Origin of the sequence: Fulvimarina uroteuthidis (assembly GCF_034321785.1) — a bacterium.
GTDB classification, from domain to species: Bacteria; Pseudomonadota; Alphaproteobacteria; order Rhizobiales; family Rhizobiaceae; genus Fulvimarina; species Fulvimarina uroteuthidis.
Genome location: NZ_JAXLPB010000001.1, coordinates 121396 through 140216, shown reverse-complemented (window position 1 = coordinate 140216; position 18821 = coordinate 121396). Strand labels below are relative to the sequence as shown.

The 18821-nt window shown below is 64.0% G+C and carries 16 protein-coding genes; 7 read left to right on the top strand and 9 right to left on the bottom strand.

Annotated features, from left to right (window positions below):
• The first annotated feature begins 106 nt into the window (after nt 1–106).
• Nucleotides 107–1495, top strand: a complete 1389-nt coding sequence (locus tag U0C82_RS00600; protein WP_322184840.1) for a class II 3-deoxy-7-phosphoheptulonate synthase — start codon at nt 107–109, stop codon at nt 1493–1495.
• A 204-nt stretch (nt 1496–1699) separates the two neighbouring features.
• On the opposite strand, the gene tmpT is transcribed toward U0C82_RS00600, so the two are convergent.
• Both tmpT and U0C82_RS00590 read right to left on the bottom strand, forming a co-directional pair.
• The gene (gene tmpT, locus U0C82_RS00595; protein WP_322184838.1) at nt 1700–2350 is read right to left on the bottom strand and encodes a thiopurine S-methyltransferase; all 651 of its coding nucleotides are present in this window, start codon (nt 2348–2350) and stop codon (nt 1700–1702) included.
• Nucleotides 2351–2444: 94 nt separating this feature from the next.
• Nucleotides 2445–4397 (bottom strand): putative bifunctional diguanylate cyclase/phosphodiesterase, encoded by a 1953-nt coding sequence (locus U0C82_RS00590; protein WP_322184836.1) that lies wholly within the window; start codon nt 4395–4397, stop codon nt 2445–2447.
• A 492-nt stretch (nt 4398–4889) separates the two neighbouring features.
• On the opposite strand from U0C82_RS00590, the gene U0C82_RS00585 reads away from it, so the two are divergent.
• Together U0C82_RS00585 and U0C82_RS00580 are read left to right on the top strand one after the other, a co-directional pair.
• On the top strand, nt 4890–5312 hold the full coding sequence (locus tag U0C82_RS00585) for a L,D-transpeptidase (RefSeq protein ID WP_416186614.1): 423 nt from the start codon (nt 4890–4892) through the stop codon (nt 5310–5312).
• 123 nt (nt 5313–5435) lie between these two features.
• On the top strand, nt 5436–6740 hold the full coding sequence (locus tag U0C82_RS00580) for an O-antigen ligase family protein (protein ID WP_322184832.1): 1305 nt from the start codon (nt 5436–5438) through the stop codon (nt 6738–6740).
• A gap of 13 nt (nt 6741–6753) precedes the next feature.
• Here the strand turns inward: U0C82_RS00580 and leuB are convergent, their stop codons facing one another.
• Nucleotides 6754–7872: a 3-isopropylmalate dehydrogenase gene (gene leuB, locus U0C82_RS00575; RefSeq protein WP_322184830.1), complete on the bottom strand. Its 1119-nt coding sequence runs from the start codon at nt 7870–7872 to the stop codon at nt 6754–6756.
• Nucleotides 7873–8047: 175 nt separating this feature from the next.
• Here leuB and U0C82_RS00570 point away from each other — a divergent pair, with 175 nt between their 5' ends.
• Nucleotides 8048–9109 carry a M23 family metallopeptidase gene (locus U0C82_RS00570; RefSeq protein WP_322184828.1) on the top strand — a complete coding sequence of 354 codons (1062 nt, stop codon included), beginning with the start codon at nt 8048–8050 and terminating at the stop codon, nt 9107–9109.
• Nucleotides 9110–9290: 181 nt separating this feature from the next.
• On the opposite strand, the gene U0C82_RS00565 is transcribed toward U0C82_RS00570, so the two are convergent.
• Nucleotides 9291–11453 carry a malate synthase G gene (locus U0C82_RS00565; RefSeq protein ID WP_322185951.1) on the bottom strand — a complete coding sequence of 721 codons (2163 nt, stop codon included), beginning with the start codon at nt 11451–11453 and terminating at the stop codon, nt 9291–9293.
• A gap of 250 nt (nt 11454–11703) precedes the next feature.
• On the opposite strand from U0C82_RS00565, the gene U0C82_RS00560 reads away from it, so the two are divergent.
• Nucleotides 11704–12069: a BLUF domain-containing protein gene (locus U0C82_RS00560; RefSeq protein WP_322184826.1), complete on the top strand. Its 366-nt coding sequence runs from the start codon at nt 11704–11706 to the stop codon at nt 12067–12069.
• A 622-nt stretch (nt 12070–12691) separates the two neighbouring features.
• Complete coding sequence (locus tag U0C82_RS00555) at nt 12692–14089, top strand: dipeptidase (RefSeq protein WP_322184824.1); 1398 nt, start codon at nt 12692–12694, stop codon at nt 14087–14089.
• A gap of 104 nt (nt 14090–14193) precedes the next feature.
• Here the strand turns inward: U0C82_RS00555 and U0C82_RS00550 are convergent, their stop codons facing one another.
• The 4 genes from U0C82_RS00550 to rlmN all read right to left on the bottom strand — a co-directional run bounded on the left by U0C82_RS00550 (nt 14194) and on the right by rlmN (nt 17861).
• Nucleotides 14194–15009, bottom strand: a complete 816-nt coding sequence (locus tag U0C82_RS00550) for a metallophosphoesterase family protein (RefSeq protein WP_322184822.1) — start codon at nt 15007–15009, stop codon at nt 14194–14196.
• Entirely contained in the window at nt 15006–15824 is an 819-nt protein-coding gene (locus U0C82_RS00545; protein ID WP_322184820.1) for a 4'-phosphopantetheinyl transferase family protein, read from the bottom strand. The genes U0C82_RS00550 and U0C82_RS00545 overlap by 4 nt, the downstream gene beginning before the upstream one ends.
• Complete coding sequence (locus U0C82_RS00540; RefSeq protein ID WP_322184818.1) at nt 15811–16278, bottom strand: hypothetical protein; 468 nt, start codon at nt 16276–16278, stop codon at nt 15811–15813. The genes U0C82_RS00545 and U0C82_RS00540 overlap by 14 nt, the downstream gene beginning before the upstream one ends.
• Nucleotides 16279–16601: 323 nt before the next feature.
• Entirely contained in the window at nt 16602–17861 is a 1260-nt protein-coding gene (rlmN, locus tag U0C82_RS00535; protein ID WP_322184816.1) for a dual-specificity RNA methyltransferase RlmN, read from the bottom strand.
• Between rlmN and U0C82_RS00530 the strand changes: the two genes are divergently transcribed.
• On the top strand, nt 17860–18012 hold the full coding sequence (locus U0C82_RS00530; protein WP_322184814.1) for a hypothetical protein: 153 nt from the start codon (nt 17860–17862) through the stop codon (nt 18010–18012). The two genes, rlmN and U0C82_RS00530, sit on opposite strands and share 2 nt — an antisense overlap.
• Nucleotides 18013–18119: 107 nt before the next feature.
• Here U0C82_RS00530 and U0C82_RS00525 read toward each other — a convergent pair whose 3' ends face one another.
• Entirely contained in the window at nt 18120–18626 is a 507-nt protein-coding gene (locus U0C82_RS00525; protein ID WP_322184812.1) for an invasion associated locus B family protein, read from the bottom strand.
• Nucleotides 18627–18821: the final 195 nt, after the last annotated feature.

Here is an 18821-nt window from a genome sequence, read left to right as displayed (position 1 = left end):
GGGTGGACGTCGCGTCGCGTCGCGATCGGTTCCCGCATTGACCCTTCGCGACAAGCGCGGTAGGCGCAACGCTTGTCAATGAGAAGTTTCTGGGGAGTATCGAGGCATGGCGAAGGAGTGGACACCATCGAGCTGGCGCAATCTGCCGATCGAGCAGGTCCCGGATTATCCCGATCCGCACGCTCTTGCTCGAACGGAAGAGCGCCTGAAGAGCTTTCCGCCGCTGGTTTTTGCGGGTGAGGCGCGCAAGCTCAAGAAAAGTCTCGGCGAAGTCGCACAGGGCCGGGCTTTCCTCCTGCAGGGTGGCGATTGTGCCGAAAGCTTCGCCGAACATGGCGCCGACAATATCCGCGACTTCTTCCGCGCGTTCCTGCAGATGGCCGTCGTCCTGACGTTCGCCGGTTCCAAGCCGGTCGTCAAGGTCGGGCGCATCGCGGGGCAGTTCGCAAAGCCACGTTCGTCGAACAGCGAGACCAAGGACGGCAAGACCTTGCCATCCTATCGCGGCGACATCATCAACGGCATCGACTTCGACGAAGGCTCCCGCATTCCCGACCCCGAGCGCCAGGTCGCCGCCTACCGCCAGTCGGCGGCGACGCTCAACCTTCTGCGCGCCTTCGCGCAGGGCGGATACGCCAATCTCGAGAACGTTCACAAGTGGACGCTCGGCTTCGTCGCCGGCAGTCCCGAGGCGGAGCGTTACGGGCGTATCGCGGACCGGATCACCGAGACGATCGATTTCATGAGCGCCATCGGCATCAACGCGCAGAACCATCGCTCGCTGCAGGAAACCGATTTCTACACCAGCCACGAAGCGCTGCTCCTGGGCTATGAGGAAGCCTTGACCCGGCAGGATTCGACGTCGAAAGGCGACTGGTTCGCAACGTCCGGACACATGATCTGGATCGGCGACCGCACGCGCCAGGAAGACCATGCCCATATCGAATATTGTAGCGGCATCGAGAATCCGATCGGCCTCAAATGCGGGCCGAGCATGGATCCGGACGGTCTCATCCGCATTCTGGACAAGTTGAACCCTTCGAACGAGCCCGGCCGGATGACGCTGATCACCCGGTTCGGTCACGATCAGGTGGACAGGCACCTTCCGGCTCTTATCGATGCGGTGGAGCGGGAAGGGCGCAGCGTCGTCTGGTCGTGCGATCCGATGCACGGCAACACGATCTCGCAGAACAACTACAAGACCCGCCCGTTCGAGCGCATTCTCGCCGAAGTCGAGGCGTTCTTCACCGTTCACAATGCCAAGGGCACCTATCCGGGCGGTATTCATATCGAGATGACCGGCAAGGACGTGACCGAGTGCATCGGCGGTGCCAGGCCGGTCCTGCCGGAAAATCTGTCGGATCGCTACCACACCCATTGCGATCCGCGGCTGAACGCAAATCAGGCGCTGGAACTTGCATTCCTGCTCGCCGAGCATCTGAAATCCGACGCGGCAGGTTCCTCGCGAGAGGCGCAGAAGGCCGCTGCCGAATAGGGTTCAGGGATCGCGGGACGGGGCGTCGCACCGCTGAGCGGTTCCGCGCCTCCTCACTCAGACGCCTTTCGGTAGGCTTTCCCGTGCCGGTGCCCGGATAAGATCCGGTGCCGCAAGGCGTTCGTCTCGATGGCGGACGCCTGTTCTGCCCTGCGCCTCCGGTCCGATTGGTCGCAACCGTTCCTTGGCGGGCGGGCGGCGACCCTATCGCTTCGTCAGCCGCAAGGCGGTTTCGTCGACCTCGGCGCGGCGCTTCAGCCCGCCCGGAACCCTGTCCTGCTGAAGGTTTTCGATCTCGTAGAACGGCCCGTAGAGGCGTTCGACCTCCTCCTGCGGGACCGAGAACGGCGGGCCGTCGAACAGCGCCTGATCATAATCGAAGCTCACGACGAGCTGTCGGGCGGTGTTGGTGATCCGTGCGATGTGGTGCGCATAGCGCTCGCGCATCGGCGGCGGTAGAGCCACGAGGGCTGCCCGGTCGTAGACGGCGTCGACGGGTCCGAGCGATGCGGCGTCGAGTGCGAACAGATCGCCGACGAAGATGTCGATGCGATCGGCGCTCGAGAGGATGAGTTCGCCGTCGCCGGTCGCCTGTTTCCGTAGCACCGGCGTCAGGGCAAGATCGTCGAACAGCTGGCTTATCGCAATCGCGCTCAGATCGATGCCGACGACGCGGAAGCCTTCGGCCAGCATCCAGTGGATATCCACGGACTTGCCGCAGAGCGGCATGAAGACGCGCGCGCCGGCTGCGAGGCCGAGCGAGGCGAAGTGCGCGACGAGAAAACGGTTCGGCCTGCCTTCGTGAAAGGCGGTTTCACCCTTTTTCCACCGTTCGTGCCAGAAGGCTTCATCCATTCTTGAACCTCGTCGTCTTGCCGCACCGAAACTGCACGCCGAAGGCATGCCCGCTCTCCCGCACGCCGGGCGGTGTGACCGAACACCATCCGGATCATGCCCGGCGACCCGAACCGGCGCGACCGACCTCCTCGAGGGCGGGTGTCGTCTCGATCTGCCGCGGACCGTCCGCTCGTGCCGTATGGGCACGAAATCTCGTCAGCGTTTCCATGGCGATCTCGTTGGCCGGGGCAGGGCGCCCGAAAAAATAGCCCTGGATGAGATCGCATCCGCATTCGCGCAGCATCCTCACCTGATCCTCCGTCTCGACGCCTTCCGTGACGACCTTCATGCCCATGGAATGGCCCATGGAGACGATCGTGCGGACGAGCTGCTCCACCTTCTTCTCGCCGTTCGCCATGGCGAACATGAAGCTCTGATCGATCTTGAGCTTGTCGAACGGGAAACGCCACAGATAGCTGAGCGACGAGTATCCGGTTCCGAAATCGTCCATGGACACGGTGATGCCAAGCTCGCGCAGGCTTCTCAGCTGGTCGAGAACGGCTTCTGACTGGTCGAGAACGAGGGATTCGACGACTTCGAGCTCCAGCCTGCGTCCCGATATGCCGGCCCGCTCCAGCGCTTTCGTGACGATGCCGACGAGATCGCCATCGGCGAACTGGACGGTCGAAAGATTGACGGAGACGAAGATGTCCTCGGGCCATGCGGCGGCCTGGCTCGTTGCTTCCTGGATGACCCAGGTGCCAAGCCGCTTGATGTAGCCGCGGGCTTCCGCGACCGGGATGAACTCGGTCGGCGAGATCAGATTGTTCTCGTTGTCGCGCAGCCGCACGAGCGCCTCGAAGCCGACGACATGATGCGTCGAGCCATCGACCAGGGGCTGGTAGTAAAGCTCGAAGCCGTCGTTCTCGATGGCATGGCGGACCTGCGCCTCGACATTACGCCGGCGATGGCTGTCCTCGTCCATCCAGGCCTCGAAGAAGACGAGATCGTCCTGCTTGGAGGATTTGTGCCGGAAATGGGCGAGTTCGGCGTGCTTGACGAGTTCGGTGTGGCTGCGGCCATTGGTCGGCGCCATGGCACATCCGATCGAGATGCGCGGCTTGATGATCTCACCGCACTGCTCGATGGGTTCGCCGAGCGCGTTGGCGAGGCGGCGCGCGAAGGCGCGCACATCGTTGGTGCTGGACTGGCGGCGTTTGAGGATGGCGAAATCGTCCGGGCCGATGCGCGCGACGAGATCGTCCTTCTGGCAGGCGAAGCTGATGCGCTTGGCGACGATCTTCAGCACCTCGTCGCCATTGGCCTGTCCGAGGCTCGCATTGATCTCGCCCAGCTCGTCGAGATCGACGAAGATGTAGGCCATGCGCTCGCGGGTTGCGCGCGCCGTGACCATGATGCGGTCCGTCTCCTCCTGCATGCGGCGGCGGTTGAGAAGCTGGGTCAGATTGTCGTGGTTGGCCAGAAATTCGATGCGCGCATCGGCTTCGACGATCTTGCGGCGCCGGAACAGGAAGGCCAGAAACGGCACGCCGGTCGCAACGAGAAGGATCAGCCCTGTCAGCGAGAACGCCTTGAAGAGCGTGCTCTTGTAGAGGCTGCGGTCGGCGGTGATGTCGGCCTGGACCTGCAGAAATCCGATGCGGCGGCCATCGCGGAAAAGCGGCTTGATCACCGAGGGGCGCGTGCTTTCGTTCTTGACGAAGACCCGCCACTGGCCCTTTCGCGCAACGATGCTGTCCGACAGGGAATCGCCGGTGGACATGCCGCCCGGCCGATCGCGCATCAGCCAACCGTAGCGATCCGAGCGGGACTGGTAGATTTCCTTGCCGTCCGCGTCAAAGAGGGAAAACCGTTCGATGCCGGAAAGGTTCGACACTTTCCGGATCAGGGCTTCGGTATCGGACGCCCGGCTGATGCCGGTCATGAAGGCATCGAGCGCGCCTCGCTCGGTCAGGAGAAGATCGGAAAAATTGTCTGCGCGGCTGGCAACTTCTGTCTCGACAATGTCGCCAACGGCAGAGGAGCCGACGAACAGGACGCTCACGATCACGAATCCCGCAATCGCAATGCCCCCGGCGATGACCGCAACATGTTGTCTCAGTGCGTTCAGCACGATTTGCCTGCTCGCGTTCGATGGTCCCGTCCGAACATTATCCCCGAGAGGTAAATAATTTCGTGGGCTTAGGAAGAGAGCCTTTGATTGCGCGCGGGAACGATGGCCGCCTCTCCTGAAGGTCCTGCCGGGACCCGGTCTCGTCAGGTTCGCCGTGCTGCCGCGGATCTTCGCTCCGGTGCCCGTTCCGATCGGGCTTTGCGGCTGTCTCCACGATCTGCGTCGGCTGCGGCGAACGGCACCATGCCGCAACGGCCGAACATTCGCCGTGCGACGGCGACAGCCGCGAACCGGCACGGTCGAGAATGGCTTTCGGACGATCTGGACTTTGGCGAAAATTAGGCCATGATGCGACGAAAAAGCGGCAAAGCCGACCGTCCATAGACCTGCAATTCCACCCACCGGAGGCCGTGAATGAAGAACATGTCTGCTTGCCTGGCGTTTGCGCTGTGTCTCCTGACGCTTGGTTTCACAAACGGCGCCGAAGCGCGCCTGATCGCCAAGGTCGACCTCTCGTCACAGCGAATGACCGTCATCCACAATGGCCAGGTGCTTTACAACTGGCCGGTCTCGACCGCCCGCAAAGGATACCGCACACCCACCGGCACCTGGAAGCCGAAGCGCATCCATCGCATGTGGTATTCGCGCAAATACGACATGAGCCCAATGCCCTATTCGGTGTTCTACAGCGGCGGATACGCGATCCACGGCACCGGCGCCATCTCGCGCCTCGGCCGTCCGGCATCGCACGGATGCGTGCGCCTGCATCCGGCCAACGCCAAGCGGTTCTACAATCTCGTCCAGCGTCATGGAATGGGCAACACGCGGGTCGTCGTGCAGCGGTAATCTTACCGCCCGACCCGGGTCGCGATCTGAACGGCCGTTTGCTGCGTGAATGCGATGCGGGTTTACCGCGTCTTAGGCGCCGTCGTGTTTCCTGTCGTTTCGAAACAGGCGATGCGCGGCCCCATGCAACAATCCACCTATCCGGCTTACGAGCTCCAGCTTCCCCTGGAACAGCGTCTTCTCGCTGCCGGCCGTTCGCTGTTCGCAATCGCCCTGATGACCGTGCTCGTGATGACGCTCGAGCCGTTTCCGATGTCGTACGAGGCGATCCCCACGCTCGACGGGAACCCGGTCAACAAATACGGCTACAGCGCGCTGGCGGCACTGGCCCTCGTCGGGCTCTTCATGTTCGCCGACAAGCGCGTCGCCCTGACGCTTCTCAGGCCGGCCTGGCTCGTATTGGCGGCATGGCTCCTCCTGTCCTCGCTGAACTCCATCTGGCCGGACCTCGCCTTTCGCTCGGGCCTGTTCACGCTCGCCGCGATGATCGCCGCGACCGGTGCCCTGTCGCTGCCCGAAAACGCCCGGTCCTTCCGTTTCTGCCTCACCGTGATGGCGCTCGCCGTGCTCGGTTTCTGCTATTACGGCGTCCTGTTGAAGCCGGACATCGCGATCCATCAGGGCTTCGAGATCGAAAGCCAGCATTCCGGCCTCTGGCGCGGCATCTACAGCCACAAGAACATTGCCGGCCAGGTCATGGCCGCGCTCGGCTTCGTCGGCCTCTATCTCTGGCGCTCGGGCAATCGGAAGGCCGCGGTCCTGATCGCGGCCCTCAGTTTCTTCTTCGCCTACAAGACCGGCTCGAAGACGACCCTCGTCCTGATTCCCGCCGTGATGGTCATGGTGCTGGCGGGCCGCGTCTTCGCAAGCCGGTCCCTGGCCGCCCTGCTCGTCTTCTGCGCCGTCGCCGGCCTTGCCATGATGACGCTCGGCTCGGTCATGAGCGAAACGCTCGACACTCTCCTGCAATGGGTGCTTCCGGGAACCACCTTTACCGGCCGGACCGATCTGTGGCGCTTCACCCTCGAACTGATGGAGACGCGGCAATGGGTCGGCTTCGGCATCGAATCGTTCTGGCCGGGGCCGATCGTCATGACGGCGGAGCCGCCGTTCGAACTGAACTGGGATCCGCGCGGCATCGTCAACGCCCATAACGGCTATCTGGACCTTGCGATCTCCATCGGCTGGCCGGGTCTGGCCATGGGCGTGATCGTTCTCCTGTTCCTGCCGCTCGCAGACTATGTCCGTTGCGACGGGGCGCGGGAAAATCAGCGCGCCGCCGACCTGTTCCTGATGATCCTGACCTTCATGCTGTTGAACTCGTTCCTCGAATCCTTCCTGTTCTCACGCGGAAACCCAAGCTGGATGCTGATGTGGATCTCCGTCGTGGGATTGCGGCTGACCGCGCGGCACAGGCTGGCGCCATGAACCGCCAGACGGGTCAGGCCTTCGAGAGAGCGGCCTCGAACCGTTCGGCGACCGCGTCGCCCATGCCGCCCGTGCCGACCTTCGTGCAGCCCTCGGCCATGATGTCGCCGGTGCGGATGCCCGCTTCGAGGGTCTGCGAAATCGCCGCGTCGAGTGCGTCCGCTTCCCGGTTCATCGCGAACGAATAGCGAAGGCACATGCCGAGGGAGGCGAGCATGGCGATCGGATTGGCGATGCCCTGGCCGGCAATGTCGGGCGCCGAGCCGTGCACCGGCTCGTACAGCGCCTTGCGCCGACCGGTCGCCGCGTCGGGCTTTCCGAGCGAGGCCGACGGCAGCATGCCGAGCGAGCCGGTGAGCATGGCCGCGATGTCCGACAGCATGTCGCCGAAGAGATTGTCGGTCACGATCACGTCGAACTGCTTGGGCGCGCGCACGAGCTTCATGCCGCCGGCATCGGCGAGTTCGTGCTCGAGCGTCAGATCCGGAAACTCCTCGCGGTGAATGCGCGTGACCACCTCGTTCCAGAACACGCCCGTCTTCATGACGTTGCGCTTTTCCATCGAGGTTACCTTGCCGCGCCGGGTGCGCGCGAGTTCGAAGGCGGCACGCGCGATGCGCTCGATCTCGTAGGTTTCGTAGACTTGGGTGTCGACGGCGCGCTTCTGGCCGTTGCCGAGATCGACGATCTCCTTCGGCTCGCCGAAATAGACGCCACCGGTGAGTTCGCGCAGGATGAGGATATCGAGGCCCTCGATGATCTCGCGCTTCAGGGACGAGGCGTCCGCAAGAGCGGGGTAGCAGATCGCGGGGCGCAGGTTGGCGAACAGCTCCATGTCCTTGCGCAGCCGCAGGAGACCGGCCTCCGGGCGTTTATCGTAGGGCACGCCGTCCCATTTCGGTCCGCCGACCGCACCGAACAGAACCGCGTCGGCGGCCATTGCAAGGTCCATCGTGGCATCGCTCACAGCCTCGCCGCAATCGTCATAGGCCGATCCGCCCACGAGCGCCGTCTCGGTCTCGAAGCCGGCCGACACGACATCGTTGAGGATCGCGATCAGCTTCGAGACTTCGGCTGCGATCTCGGGGCCGATTCCATCGCCCGGCAAAAGAAGGAGCTTGCGCTGCGCCATAATCTGTCCTGTTCTGTTGCAAGGACCCCGGTACGGGTCTGGCAATTCGAGTTATTCTGTTTTAACTTCAAGGTTTTAACGGGATGTCCACGCTGCGTGGCAACGCGTGCGACATCGAAACGTCACCGAACGACAGGCCCGTGAACGGGTGCGATCGCACGAGGAGGATTATGTTTTGCATCCTTTGAAAGCAACCGCCGTCTTCCTTCTCTCGTCCCTGACGGTCTCCGCGGCAGGCATCGAAGCCGCATCGGCGGGCGGCCCCCTCGGCGTGCCCGTCGCATGCGAGGCGGGCCGAACCTGCTTCGTCCAGCAATATGCCGATATGGATGCGGGCGCCGGCGTCGCCGACCCGTTCTGCGGGGCCGCGAGCTACAACGGGCACAAGGGCACCGACATCCGCATCCCCGCAATGTCCGACATCCGGAAGAACGTGCCCGTCCTGGCGCTGAAGGCCGGCACCGTTCTGCGGACGCGCGATACGGAGGAGGACAGGCCGGTCCTCAGCCCGGCCGAATGGCCGAAGTTCAGCCGCAACCATTGCGGCAACGGCCTCATCATCGATCACGGCGACGGCCTCGAAGTCCAGTACTGCCATTTGCGCAAGGGCTCGCTGCAGGCGCGCGCCGGGGACAAGGTCCGTGCGGGCGAGACGATCGGCGCCGTCGGCTCCTCCGGCATGGCGGCGTTTCCCCATCTCCACCTGACCGTCCGCAGGCATGGCATCGCGATCGATCCCTTCACCGGCCGGTCGGTCGGCACCGGATGCCAGACAAAAGGCGAGGGCGAGCCGCTCTGGTCGCGGACGGCGTCGGCATTTCTCGACAGGGCCGCCGTCCATACGATGGCCATCGGAGTATCCGGCGCCGCGCCCGATTACCATCGGCTGATGCTCGACGGCGTGCCGCCCGATGCAAAACCGAGCGATCGCGCGACGATCGGCTGGGGTTGGTTCCTGAACCTTCGCAAGGGCGACAGGCTGCGCTTCACCATGACGGCGCCCGACGGCTCGAATGCTCTGGAGCGCACGAGCAAGCCGCTCCGCCATCGGAAGGCCGCCTATCTTCAATTCGTCGGCCGTGGCGGCCCGCCGGCGCCCGGCCGATGGACGCTGACGGTCGATATCCTGCGTAAGGGCCGGGCGATCGAGACGAAGACCGTCACCGTCGCGGTCGATGCCGAACGGCCCCGCCCGGACAGGCGGTTGCCGCGAAGCGACCGGATCTCCTCGCGATAGGGCTTTCGGCGGCGGGCGGCGCAGCGGCCCCCGGTCTGATGACCGGCACGCGGACGAGCTGCTTGTCTCCGCATCCCATGCGACCGCAACGCCGGACACGGAACGCCTCGGCGCCCTCATGCAAACGCCGGAGACCCTCAAGGTCCCCGGCGCTGCAGCGTCTTTGGTTTCCAACCGTCGGTCAGCCCGCCAGTTGGGCCTTCTTCTCCAAACGGCGCGCATGCAGGATCGGCTCGGTATAGCCCGACGGCTGGACGCGGCCTTTCAGCACGAGGTCGCAGGCCGCCTTGAAGGCGATCGACTCGTCGAACCGCCCCGCCATCTTCTCGTATGCCGGATCGCCGGCATTCTGCTCGTCGACCTTCGCCGCCATCTCCTTCATGGCGTCCATGACCTCGTCCTCGGAGACGACGCCCTGGTGCAGCCAGTTGGCGATGTGCTGGGACGAGATGCGGCAGGTCGCCCGGTCTTCCATCAGGCCGACATCGTTGATGTCCGGCACGGTCGAGCAGCCGACGCCCTGGTCGATCCAGCGCACCACATAGCCGAGGATCCCCTGCGCATTGTTGCGGAGCTCGTCCTTGATCTGCTGCTCGGGCCAGTTGGCGCGGTTGGCGAGCGGGATCGTCAGAAGGTCGTACATGATCGCGCGCCGACCCTTGGCGGCGATCGCCTCCTGCCAGGACAGGACGTCGACCCGGTGATAATGGGTCGCGTGCAGGGTCGCGGCAGTCGGGGAGGGCACCCAGGCGCAGTTCGCGCCGGCCTGCGGATGGCCGACCTTCTGGTTCAGCATCTCGTTCATCCTGGCGGGCGCGGCCCACATGCCCTTGCCGATCTGCGCCTTGCCGCGGAAACCGCAGGCAAGACCCACGTCGACATTCCAGTTCTCGTAGGCGTTGATCCAGGTCCGGTCCTTCATCACGGTCTTGCGGACGATCGGACCGGCTTCCATCGATGTGTGGATCTCGTCGCCGGTGCGGTCGAGGAAGCCCGTATTGATGAAGAACACCCGGTGCTTGGCGGCGCGAATGCATTCCTTGAGGTTGACCGTCGTGCGGCGCTCCTCGTCCATGATCCCGATCTTGATCGTGTTGCGTTCGAGGCCCAGCGCATCCTCGACGCGGCTGAAGATCTCGTCCGAGAAGGCGACCTCGTCGGGGCCGTGCATCTTCGGCTTCACGATGTAGACCGAGCGGGCGCGCGAGTTGCGAAGGCCGCCCATCTTCTTCAGGTCGTGGATCGCGATCATGGTGGTGATCATCGCGTCCATCATGCCCTCGGGCGCCTCCGATCCGTCCTTCAGCCGAATCGCAGGATTGGTCATCAGGTGTCCGACATTGCGCACCAGAAGCAAAGCGCGGCCCGGAACCGTCAGGGTCGAGCCGTCGGGAGCGGTGTACTGGCGGTCCGGATTGAGCCTGCGGGTGACCGTCTTGCCGTTCTTCTCGAATTTCTCCTCCAGATCGCCCTTCATCAGGCCGAGCCAGTTGCGATAGACGACGGTCTTGTCCTCGGCGTCGACCGCGGCGACGGAATCCTCGCAGTCGCAGATCGCGGTGACCGCCGATTCGAGGACCACGTCGGCCACATGGCCCCGATCGTTCTTGCCGATCAGATCCTTCTCGTCGATCTTGATCTCGACATGCAGGCCGTTGTGCTTGAACAGGATCGCGGATGGCGTCTCGGCGTCGCCCGCATAGCCGACAAAGGCCATCGGGTTCTTCAGACGCGCGGTCTTCTCGCCGCTGAACTTGGCGATCAGCATGCCGTCGGCGACGGTGTAGCGCTCCACGTCGATATGCGAGATGCGATCGAGCGGCGCGACGCCGTCGAGAAAGCTCTTGGCCCAGGTGACGACGCGGGCACCGCGGGCGCGATCATAATCCTTGCCTTCGGGCTCGTCGCCCATGGCGTCGGTGCCGTAGAGCCCGTCATACAGCGAGCCCCAGCGTGCGTTGGCGGCATTCAGCACGTAGCGCGCGTTCATGATCGGAACGACGAGCTGGGGGCCGGGAACCACCGCGATCTCGGGATCGACATTCGTGGTCTGGATCTCGAAATCGGGGCCTTCCGGAACGATATATCCGATCTCGCGCAGGAACGCCTGATATTCGTTGGCATTGATCTGCTTGCCGCGCTGGGCACGATGCCAATCGTCGATCCGGGCCTGCAGATCCTCGCGGATCTGGAGCAATTCGCGGTTCTTCGGCGCAAGATCGTTCAGAAGGGACGAGAAGGCGGGCCAGAACTGTTCGGAGGAGATCCCCGTATGGGGGAGAGCCTCCTCGTCGATGAAGGTCTTCAGTTCACTCGCAACTTCGAGATCGTTCACGGCAGTCATGTCGGTCACGTTGGATGCCTTCCTCATGATCGTGTCACCTTGAGGAAATCGACCAGCTCCGGCGATCTGTCAATCGTCCGGAACGCATCGCGATCCCCGGCAGGCGCATCTGCGCGGGTGGGAATACTACTTAAGCGGCCGCGTTTTGACCTGCAGCCCGGTTGTTTGATAGTCTGGCGCGACGAACCTGTCGGCCACCGACATGGAACCGTTCTCGATAGCGGTGCAAAATCAAGACGATCAACGGTTGATGCGACATATCAGTTATAGCAGCATTGCGAACGATCTTTCCCGGGACGAATTTCACGAAATCGTCGCTTCGTCGGCAAAGCGGAACGGGGAACGCGGGATATGCGGCGTCATCGCCTATGACGGTCGCGTGATCACCCAGATTCTGGAAGGGGAGGCGGAGACCGTCGACGCCCTGTTCCAGAAGATCTCCAACGATCCGCGTCATTCGGGCGTCGTTCTGATGACCCGGGTCGACATTGCCGAAAGCCAGTTCAAGACCTTCGGCATGGCGCGCCTGTCCCCGTCCGAACTGTTCCTGATGTCTTCGGCGATCATCGAGCGCTTCGGCGACGGCGACAACTGCCCCAACGCCCTTGTTCCGTGAACGCCACGGACGAGCCAGTGCGAATGTCGATCGCTTGCCGTTGTCAAGTTGCAACAGATGCAGGGCGATGAAATCTTTTGGGTTGCAAGCGTCTGCGAAGCGTGATTGAAAGACGCTCGTTAACTCACGCGGATGTGACGGGTCGCTCAGCCGTCCACGCTTGATTTTATGCTCTCCCCATAGCATGTTCATAGCAACGGCGGTCTTGAACGCCGGTTCGGCCCTAAAGCATGTCCCCCCGCTTTACAGCCGGAACAGTGTCGAGCGCATGGTCCTCTTCCCCCCTCTCGGGGACCGCAGCTCATCGAGAAGAAGCAAGAGAGTCGTTCGGCGTATCCCCCTCCAGGCCGAGCGGCTCTCTTCGCTTTTCAACCTCCCGAAAAAATATTCGACGATCGATGAACCCCGGCGGGTCTTCCCCGCAAGTCCGGCGATTCTTGCCGATCGCGTAGCGTTCCCGGATGACGATCCGACGCCGTAAGGTCTTCCGACACGCAGCGGATTAACCGCGCGCCAGAGGCGTCACCCCGGTCCGATGCCTCCTTCTCCAAATCCGGTTGGTTCGCGGGCGTCTTGCCCTTATGGTCGCCGCGACACAGGCATTTCGTGAGGATCAAGACCCATGGCGTCACTCGACAGCGTTCTGAGCTGCATCGATCTCAATCTCGACCGCTCGCTCGGCCGGCTGTTCGATCTCCTGCGCATTCCATCGATCTCGACGGATCCGAACTACAAGGGCGAATGCCGCAGGGCCGCCGACTATCTGGCGGGCGATCTCGCTGCGATCGGCTTTGCGGCCTCGGTGCGCGACACGAACGGTCATCCGATGGTGCTGGCGCGTCACGAGGGCCCCGAAGGAGCGCCCCATGTGCTGTTCTACGGCCATTACGACGTTCAGCCGGTCGATCCGATCGAACTGTGGACGTCCGAGCCCTTCGAGCCGGTCGTGAAGGAGGCTCCCGACGGCAGCAAGCGTATCGTGGCGCGCGGGGCCGCCGACGACAAGGGCCAGCTGATGACGTTCGTCGAGGCCTGCCGCGCGTTCAAGGCCGAAACCGGATCGCTGCCCTGCGGCGTGACCATCCTGTTCGAAGGCGAGGAAGAATCCGGATCGCCGTCGCTCCTGCCGTTTCTCGAAGCGCACAGGGACGAGCTGAAGGCGGATGCGGCCCTGGTCTGCGACACCAATATGTGGGACCGCCGGACGCCGGCGATCTCGACCGGCCTGCGCGGTCTCGTCGGCGAGGAGATCGTCATCAAGGCCGCGTCCCGCGACCTGCATTCGGGCTATTACGGCGGCGCGGCCGCGAACCCCTTGCACATCCTGTCGAAAATCGTCGCCGACCTGCACGACGAGACCGGCCGGGTGACAATCCCCGGTTTTTACGACGGGGTCGGCGAAGTGCCGGACGCGGTGAAGGCTCAGTGGGACAATCTCGGTTTTTCCGAACAGGCGTTTCTCGGCGAGGTGGGGCTGTCGGTCCCGGCCGGCGAAAAGGGGCGCTCGGTCCTCGAGCAGACCTGGTCGCGGCCGACGGCGGAGGTCAACGGCATGATCGGCGGCTACACCGGTGCGGGCTTCAAGACGGTGATCGCCGCGGAGGCACGGGCCAAGATCTCATTCCGGCTGGTGTTCGACCAGGACCCCGCCGCGATCCGCGAGGCGTTCCGCGCCTTCGTCACCGCCAAGCTGCCGGCCGATTGCACGGTGGAGTTCCACGCCCATGGCGGCTCGGGCGCCATCCAGCTTCCCTTCGACAGTCCCTGGATCGCCGCCGCGCGCGAGGCGCTGACCGACGAATGGCCGAACGAGGCCGCGATGATCGGCATGGGCGGCTCGATCCCGATCGCCGGCGAATTCAAGCATCGGCTCGGCATGGAGACGCTGCTCGTCGGCTTCGGCAATGGCGACGACGCCATCCACTCGCCGAACGAAAAGTACGAGATGACCTCGTTCCACAAGGGCCAGCGGTCCTGGGCGCGCATTCTCGATCGGCTCGGCAAGGGCGTTGCGGTCTGAAGCATCCTGCGTCTATCCGGGCGCGGGATGCTCTCGCCATCTCCCGGGTTTCACGCATCGGGCTTTTCGACGATCGGTTCCGATATTCGGGGCGGGGATCGACCTCATTCCGGCACGATCTCCCGGACCGCCAGATCCGGGTGGGGCCGCCGGCCCTGCCATTGCTTGGGATAGCCGAAGGACACCTCCTCGAACCGCACGCCGTCGATCAGCCGGGACGAGGGAATGTGGATGTGGCCGGAAACGACGGCCCTGGCCCGGTATCGCCTGTGCCACTCTTCGGTCTCGACCGTGCCGCACCAGATGGAGAAGCGCGGCACGCGCGGCGTGCGCGCGACATCCCGGCGCAGCGGCCAGTGGCTGACGAGAACCGTCGGAAGATCGTCGTCGAGGGCATCAAGCCGGGTCCGCGTGGTCTCGACGCGGGCCCGGCACCATTCGCCCCGCGACGAAAACGGTCTCGGCGAGAGGAAGAACTCGTCCGAGCACAGGACGCCGCTCTCGCGGGCCCAGGCGACGGCATCTTCCAGCCGGATGTCGTCCGGGCGAAACGAATAATCGTACAGGAGAAACAGCGGGCAGAGCCGCACGGGGCCGTCTGTCAGATCGAGCACGGGATAGGCGTCTTCGGGCGTCAGAACGTCGTATTCGCGGGCGAGCGAAACCAGTTCCTCGTAGCGATCGACGCCGCGCGCGATCTTCGTGCCCGGCCGCGTCCAGAGCTCGTGATTGCCGGGCACCCAGGCCAGACGTTTGAACTTCCTGCCGAAATGTTCGAAAGCGAACCGGATATGGTCGTTCTTCTCGGCGACGTCGCCGGCCAGGATCAGCCAGTCGTCCGGCCGCGCGCGGATGTCATCCATCGCTTCGCGGTTGGCTTCGTGGCCGAGATGAAGGTCGGAGACGGCGAACAACCTCATGGGAACGCGGCTGTCTCGCCGGGAGCGAACGCGGCGGGCGTGCCATGAGGGGGATGCACCTCGAAGAAGCGTGGCTCCTCGAAATCCGCCGGCAAGGCGAGGGCCAGGCGATGCTGCGGGCCGATCGTCCGCCGGGAGAACCGCCATCGGGACGGCACATCGTCGATCTTGCCGTTGAAGGCGATGGGCGGCGGGCTCTTCGAGCAATCGAAGAAGAAGCCGTCGAGCGGCAGCGACAGGCCCATGCCGCGTGCCTTGATATAGGCTTCCTTGAGGGTCCACAGGGCGAAGAACCGCTCGGTTCGGGCGCCTTCGTCGGCGTCGCCTTCGATCCAGTCGGCCTCGCCGGTCGTGAAGTACCGCCGCGCGACGTCCTGTCCGGGTGCGCCGCGGGAGATCGCCTCGACATCGATGCCGATCTCCTGACGCGGGCCGATGGCGAGCGCGACGAGGCCGCGCGTGTGCGACAGGTTGAAGAACAGGTCGGACGGCTCGGCGCTGGCGCGCCCGTCGCCTCCCATGGCGCGCCAGTCGATGGACGGGCGTCCGTACGCGTTCGGCGAGAACCGCCAGTCGGACGGAGCGACGTTCGGGCATGCGGCGCTGAGGCGGGTTCGCAGCAGGGCGCGGCCGACGAGGAACTCCTGCCGCGCGCCCTGCACCCTGAACCGGTCGTGGCGGTCGGCCTCGCCGGCATCGAGAAGCACCTGACAGGCGCTGAGCGCGTCCGGCGTGATTCTGTCGATAGGGGCCAGGAAAATGTCGGCGCCGGCTGGGCGCATGGTCGCCGCGTCCGGCGTCTCAGCCTTCGTCATGGCGGGGTCCGGCGCTCTCGCCGGCGGGCTTGCGCCGGTCCGGCCTCCAGGATCCCGCCCTGCGGCCCGCGACGATCCAGTAGGAAAGCGCGAAGACGAGGCCCGATATGACGATCGCCGCCTGGATGGACCCGCTCGGCGCGGCCTCGCCATAGGCGAGGATGATGATTGCGACGGCGCCCGTGATCCCCGCCGCGATGTGCAGCACGATCGAGGAGAGACCGAAGATTTCGGTCACCGCCATGAAGATGCCCCAGGGTATCAGCACCGTCGAACCGATCTGCGCTCCTTGCGCCCAGAACGCGAAGGTCGAATGGACGAGGGCCACCGGGCTTGCCAGCAAGTCCGAGCCGTCCCGCCCGACATAGGGCCACAGCATCGTGAAGGCGCTCGTCAGGCAAGCCGTGACGAACCCGAACGGAATGAGAATGAGAAAACGCAGGACCACCGCCATTCTTGCGGACCTATGCACAGTTTCGCATGGTGCGATCACGGCTCGGCGCCGACGCAGGCCGGTGCGCGCGTCGCGTTCTCGGATGCGGCAGCCGGACTTCGGCCGGAGGCCGCATGAAGTGGGAGACCATGATCATGACGTCACACCTAAGTCTCATCGCGCAGATTGCGATGGTCGTTTTCGCCGCTGGTGCGTCGCCCGGTCCGCGGGACGGGGCTCGCAGAATGGCGGACGTGTCGGCGAGCGCGGGTCACGCTGTTGGATCGCGGTCGGCATGGGCCACCGCCCGATGCGACCGAACCGAATGAAGGCGATCGGGCCGGTCAGGCTTCGCCATTGCCCGACAGCTCCAGAATGCGTGCCGATTCCATCCTTTCGCGGTCGGATTTGCGCATGCGCTCCGATTCCGACTTCAACTGGCCGCAGGCCGCGAAGATGTCGCGGCCGCGCGGTGTGCGGATTGGGGAGGCGTAGCCGGCCTGGTTCACATAGTCGGCGAAGCGTTCGATCTGGTCCCAGTCCGAGCACTCGTAGAGACTGCCAGGCCAGGGATTGAACGGAATGAGGTTGATCTTCGCCGGAATGCCCTGCAGCATCCTGACGAGGTTCTTCGCGTCTTCGAGGGAATCGTTGACGTCCTTCAGCATGACGTATTCGAAGGTGATGCGGCGCGCGTTCGAGGAGCCGGGATAGTTGCGGCAGGCGTCGAGCAACTGGTCCAGCGGATATTTCTTGTTGATCGGCACCAGCTCGTTGCGCAGCTCGTCGTTCACGGCATGAAGCGAGATGGCGAGCATGACGCCGGTTTCCTCGCCCGCGCGAACGATCTCCGGCACGACGCCCGAGGTCGACAGCGTAATCCGCCGCCGGGACATGGACAGGCCCTCATTGTCGGAAATGACGCCGAGCGCCGTCACCACATTGTCGAAATTGTAGAGCGGCTCGCCCATGCCCATCAGCACGACGTTGGAGATCAGGCGGCCGGCACTCGGCACGATCGCGCCCGCGGGCGTATCGATGTCGGGAAAGTCTCCGAGACGGTCGCGGGCGAGAAGCATCTGCGAGACGATCTCTCCGGACGTCAGATTGCGCACGAGCCGCTGGGTGCCCGTATGGCAGAAGGTGCAGGTGAGGGTGCAGCCGACCTGGCTGGAGACGCAAAGCGTGCCGCGACCTTCCTCCGGAATGTAGACGGTTTCGATTTCCACCGGCCGTCCGGCCCCGCGCGGCGGAAAGCGCAGGACCCATTTGCGGGTGCCATCGACGGAGATCTGTTCGGTGACGATTTCCGGCCGCTCGATCGTGTAGTCCTCGGCAAGCCGCGCGCGCAGGTCCTTGGAAACGTTCGCCATGTGGGAGAAGTCGGAGACGCCGCGCACGTAGAGCCAGTGCCAGAGCTGGGCGGTGCGCATGCGGCGCTGCTTTTCCGGCACGCCCGCATTGACGAGCGCGTCGCCGAGTTCGTCCCGGCTCATGCCGATGAGCGACGGCTTGTCCTCGCCGCCCGCCCTTACCGGATGGAGGGCCGGCGCTTCGACCACGGGCCGTGTCTTCGGGTCGGCAAGATCGAGGGACACGGACATGGAAGCAAACCTTCGTGCGGTTGGACGGACGGACGATATTCTGGATGTCCCGCGCGCCATGGTGCATTGTCTTGGTGAAACCAAGGCGGGACTGTTGACCCTTCACATGCCTGCGCGGGACGCGATCTTCAACCCGGACCCGCCGAAATGATCCGGTCGGCCCAAAGCAAGAGAGCGCCTCGGCAGGGCCGGGCGCTTCCTTTCTGTCATCGCGCGCGATCGAGGGATCGCGCTGTCTCTTGACGATTCCGGAATGTCCTACTTGCAGTCCTTGATCGAATTCAGGGCCGCCGTCACGCCGGAGAGGGAGTAGGTGTAGCGCGTATCGGTGCCCCGCTTGGACGTCGCCGAGATCGTCATGGAGCGGCCGGCGCGAAGGGAGGCGACGAGCTGCGGCTCCTGCGCCGCGTTCTCCATCCAGGCCGAATCCTTCTTGGAGAACATCGTGAACTTCGTTCCGTCGATATCGACCTCGACCTTGTCGTCTTCCTTCAGCTCGTAGCCCATGACGAGCTGCGGCTCGTAGGCGATGCCCTGGCCGGGCTTCTGCGAAACGAGAAAGAAGATGTCGCCATGATCGACATTGGCCGGCTGCATCTGCTTCGGTGTCGAGAGGATATAGCAGACCTTTCCGCTCGTATCCGAGTATGAATAGGTTCCCCAGTCATTGTACTGGTTCATCCGCGTCGGCGTCTGAGCGGCGCTTGCGGCGCTCGAAACGATGAGGATCGCCGCCGTCGCCGTCAGGATTTTCTGAAAGTTCATGGTTCCCCACTTCGATTGCGTGTTCGTATGGCCAAAGGCCTGATGGGTGCCTTCGGACCCTTGCCGCGTTTCCGAAAGCATCGCCTGAATGGAACAATTGCATGTTCCACCTTTACCGCGGGTTAACGCTGACATGTCGGTTCGTTCAGGAGTCTTAAGGCAAGCGCGATTCTATGACTGGACCGTCGCCCTTGC